Origin of the sequence: Streptacidiphilus anmyonensis (genome assembly GCF_000787855.1) — a bacterium.
GTDB lineage: Bacteria > Actinomycetota > Actinomycetes > Streptomycetales > Streptomycetaceae > Streptacidiphilus > Streptacidiphilus anmyonensis.
In genome coordinates this window covers 1-3,661 of record NZ_BBPQ01000017.1, presented here as the reverse complement: position 1 = coordinate 3,661, position 3,661 = coordinate 1, and the positions used below count along the sequence as shown (strand labels likewise).

Sequence of the window (3,661 nt, the reverse complement as noted above, 5' to 3'; positions counted from 1 at the left end):
CAAGGAACCCCCGCCATGTCCCGCTCCCCACCCGCCGCTCCGGAACGGCCACCGCGATCACGGCGGTGATCGCCCTGGCCGCCCTCGCCACACCCGCGAGCGCCTCGACCGTCCGCCCCGACTCGTCCGGCGGCGGCTGCTCGACGACCGCGCAGCTCGAAGCGTGCATCAGCTCCAGCGGCGCCTACGTGGAGCCGGACGCGTACATCCTGAGCAACCGCGGTTGCCAGAGCGCGGACCTGACCCTGTGGGACGACACGGCCAACCAGGAGGTCGAGCACGTGAACCTCGGTTGCGCGGCCGGCCACCACGGCCCGTTCCCCTTCCGCGGCGTCAACGGACACACGTACTCCACGTCGGCGACCATCACGGCCTCCCCCTCCGGCGCCATCGCCTTCAGCCCGCAGGCGCACTTCTCCGACTGACGACCTGCTCGGCCCTCGGCCTGCTCTCCCCTTTCGAGCGGAGAGCAGGCCCGCCGCATGCGACGCCCACCTCCGTAGCCGAGCCGACGTGGTCGGGGTGCCGGTGGGTGAGCGGCAGGTGGGTCAGCGCACCGTGCCCGAGGCCTCGCACCTCGGGCCGCCGTCTACACGTGCGGGTGGGCTTCAGGCGAGCAGGTCGTCGGCCTGCCAGCCGGCGCCGATGAGGGTGCGCGGCCGGAAGACGTGATCGGTGCCGCCGGTGCCGGCGTAGAACCACAGCCGGCCCGATCCGTCGCGGGCACGGAACCGGGCCCGTCAGGGATGCCGTCACAGCTCGTGGTCGGCTCCGGTCGGCGGCGGCGGTTCGGCGTCGATGCGGGCCTGCTCGCTGTCGGTGAAGAGCCGGGAACGGATCAGGAAGCGGACGCCTTCCGGCGCCTCGACGGAGAAGCCGCTGCCGCGGCCGGGGACGACGTCGACGGTCAGATGGGTGTGCTGCCAGTAGCCGAACTGGTCGGCGCTCATCCAGAACGGCGTGTCCTCGTCGACGACGCCCAGCAGCACATCGCCCGCGCCCACGTGGAACTCGCCGCGCGGATAGCACATCGGCGCGCTGCCGTCGCAGCAGCCGCCGGACTGGTGGAACATCAGCGGGCCGTGCTGACCGGCCAGCCGTCGCAGCAGTGCGGCGGCCGGCTCGGTCAGCTCCACCCGCGCGGTGCGCGGGCCGGTGCCCATCAGAAGAAGCCGAGCTTCTGGTCGGAGTAGCTGACCAGCAGGTTCTTGGTCTGCTGGTAGTGGTCCAGCATCATCTTGTGGTTCTCCCGCCCGATCCCGGACTTCTTGTAGCCGCCGAAGGCGGCGTGCGCCTACTTCCCCTATGTGGGGTATTGGTGCGGGCCTGATGCGGAGGGAATCATGGCTTTCGTGACGAGTACGAACGATGCCCCTGTTACACCGTATGACGGGTGCGGTCGGTGCCTTCTGGGCGTCCGTCGCCTCTCCCGGGTCCTGGGGGCCACGTCGTCCCCGGCCCGGCAGCGGGATCTCATCTTGGAAGTGACCGCCCGGGAGGGAGGACATGTCGTCGCCTGGGCCGACGACTGGGAGGTCTCGGGTGCCACCGACCCCTTCACCCGGCCGAAGTTGGGGCCGTGGCTGCGGTTGGAGCAGGGGCCGTTCGACGGGCTTGCCGCGTCCGCGGTGGACCGGCTGGGGCGCGATGTGTATGAGGGCTTGCGGTTGGCCCGGGAGAATGCCGCAGCGGGGCGGAGGCTGCTCACGGCCGACCACCTGGGGTGGTGGGACCTCAGCGACCCGGGCCAGGAGATGGAGTTCACGATGAAGCTGTTCGGTGCCCAGATCGAACACCGCAGCATCCGGACGCGGATCCGACAGGAGGCCGCGCGTGCGCGTAAGGCTGGGCAGGTCTCCCACCGGCCGTCGTACGGATATGTCCATGTGCGGCTTCGTGCTGGAACAAAGATCGACCGAACGGAGTTGGAGCCCGACTCCTCGACTGTCATCCGGGAAGTGGCCCGACGTATTCTCGCCGATGAGGCCAACGGGACCACGGTGTACAGCGAGGCTGCGCGGCTCAACCGGGCCTGTGTGCCCTCCCCGGCCGACTGGTCCCGAACGATGTACGGGCAGGAGTCGCAGGGCACACCGTGGACTGGGCAGGGCATCCGGCTGATCCTGCTATCGGATGCCGCGCTCGGGTACCTCGTCCACAAGCGCAAGCCGGTACTCGGCAACGACGGCCGCCCTGTGCGGGTCGCCCCGCCCTTGTGGGACCGGCCGACACAAGCGGCCCTACGGGAGAAGGTCGAGCGGCGGCCAATCACGGACAAGCGCGGACCACGCGGAATGATGCTGCTGTCCGGACTGGCCTGGTGCGGGGTCTGCGCCGAACGGCTCTACCGCTCGGGCTGCTCCTACGCGGACCTGCAGCGGGTACCGGCCCTGGGATGCAAGGGACGAAGCTTCGGCCTGCCCCAGTCGCAGGACTGCAAACCGTCGCCCACCATTGCCATGCCCGTCATGGACACCTACGTGACCAACTGGTTCCTCGCCACATTCGGCCCAGCCTCCGAGTCCCGGAAGGTCTACGAACCCGGCAACGGCATGGCACAGCGCATCGCTGACCTGAAGGCCGACCGCGAACGCCTGCGCGACGACCGCGCCACCGGGCTCTACGACCTGCCCGACGACGCCGAATGGTTCCGCCGCGAATACGCCCGCCTCGGCGAAGAACTCCAGGAGGCCCAGGCCACGCCGGAGAAGCCCGCCGGCTGGTACACGGTCCCCACCGGTAGGACCGTGGCCGACTGGTGGCGCGGTGCCGCTGACAACGCCGAACGACGCGAGATCCTGCGCAGCTTCGGCGTCAAGGTGGCGTTGTTCCCCGCACGCGGACCGAAGAAGCGAGCCGGAAGGATCGTGATCACCAGCGAGGCTCAAGCCGAGGGCTTCGATCCGGGCGCGGAACTGGGCTTGAGCTTCCGAGACCTGATGTAGCGCCGCGAGGCACCCACCTCGGTACCCCGGCGGAACAGCCGCCCAGTAACAATCGACACCCACCCATCGGGCCCGTCCTCCCGCACACAACGGACGGGACGGGCCCGTTGGGCACGCGCTCACAGCTCGTGGTCAGCTCCGTTGGGCAGCGGCGGTTCGGCGTCGATGCGGGCCTGTTCCGCGTCGCTGAGCAGCCGGGAGCGGATCAGAAAGCGGACGCCTTCCGGTGCCTCGACAGAGAAGCCGCTGCCGCGGCCGGGGACGACATCGACGGTGAGGTGGGTGTGCTGCCAATAGCCGAACTGGTCGGCGCTCATCCAGAACGGCGTGTCGTCGTCCCCAACGCGTCCGAGCAGGACGTCCTGCGCACCGACACGGAACTCGTCACGTGGATAGCACATCGGCGCGCTGCCGTCGCAGCAGCCGCCGGACTGATGGAACATCAGCGGGCCATGCTGCCCGGCCAGCCGCCGCAGCAGCGCGGCGGCCGGCTCGGTCAGCTCCACCCGCGCGGTGCGCGGGGCGGGCGGCATCAGAAGAAGCCGAGCTTCTTGTCGGAGTAGCTGACCAGCAGGTTCTTGGTCTGCTGGTAGTGATCCAGCATCATCTTGTGGTTCTCCCGCCCGATCCCGGACTTCTTGAAGCCCCCAAACGCTGCATGAGAAGGGTACAAATGATAGCAATTGGTCCAGACGCGGCCGGCCTTGATGGCGCGA

General features: G+C 69.4%; 5 protein-coding genes and 1 pseudogene. 2 read left to right on the top strand and 4 right to left on the bottom strand.

Going from position 1 to position 3,661, the window contains the following annotated elements; all coding sequences use genetic code 11:
- On the top strand, positions 1-425 hold a 425-nt coding region (locus TR50_RS17525; protein ID WP_160311124.1), incomplete at its 5' end, for a hypothetical protein.
- A 327-nt stretch (positions 426-752) separates the two neighbouring features.
- Here the strand turns inward: TR50_RS17525 and TR50_RS17520 are convergent.
- Both TR50_RS17520 and TR50_RS45545 read right to left on the bottom strand, forming a co-directional pair.
- A complete protein-coding gene (locus TR50_RS17520; protein ID WP_042421889.1) occupies positions 753-1,163 on the bottom strand; it encodes a DUF779 domain-containing protein in 411 nt (136 codons plus the stop codon).
- A pseudogene (locus TR50_RS45545) lies at positions 1,163-1,294 on the bottom strand (aldehyde dehydrogenase family protein); the annotation flags it as partial. The pseudogene TR50_RS45545 and the gene TR50_RS17520, both read right to left, overlap by 1 nt.
- A gap of 49 nt (positions 1,295-1,343) precedes the next feature.
- Between TR50_RS45545 and TR50_RS17515 the strand changes: the two are divergent.
- Complete coding sequence (locus TR50_RS17515; protein ID WP_063775094.1) at positions 1,344-2,945, top strand: recombinase family protein; 1,602 nt, start codon at positions 1,344-1,346, stop codon at positions 2,943-2,945.
- Positions 2,946-3,064: 119 nt separating this feature from the next.
- On the opposite strand, the gene TR50_RS17510 is transcribed toward TR50_RS17515, so the two are convergent.
- Together TR50_RS17510 and TR50_RS17505 are read right to left on the bottom strand one after the other, a co-directional pair.
- A complete protein-coding gene (locus TR50_RS17510; protein ID WP_042421887.1) occupies positions 3,065-3,478 on the bottom strand; it encodes a DUF779 domain-containing protein in 414 nt (137 codons plus the stop codon).
- Positions 3,478-3,661: aldehyde dehydrogenase family protein (locus tag TR50_RS17505; RefSeq protein WP_042421884.1), on the bottom strand; the 184-nt coding region annotated here is incomplete at its 5' end. The genes TR50_RS17505 and TR50_RS17510, both read right to left, overlap by 1 nt.

Bases quoted from the DNA above. Each gene is read 5' to 3' on its own strand.
- TR50_RS17520 (WP_042421889.1), bottom strand. From the start codon at position 1,163: ATGGGCACCGGCCCGCGCACCGCGCGGGTGGAGCTGACCGAGCCGGCC.
- TR50_RS17515 (WP_063775094.1), top strand. From the start codon at position 1,344: ATGGCTTTCGTGACGAGTACGAACGATGCCCCTGTTACACCGTATGAC.
- TR50_RS17510 (WP_042421887.1), bottom strand. From the start codon at position 3,478: ATGCCGCCCGCCCCGCGCACCGCGCGGGTGGAGCTGACCGAGCCGGCC.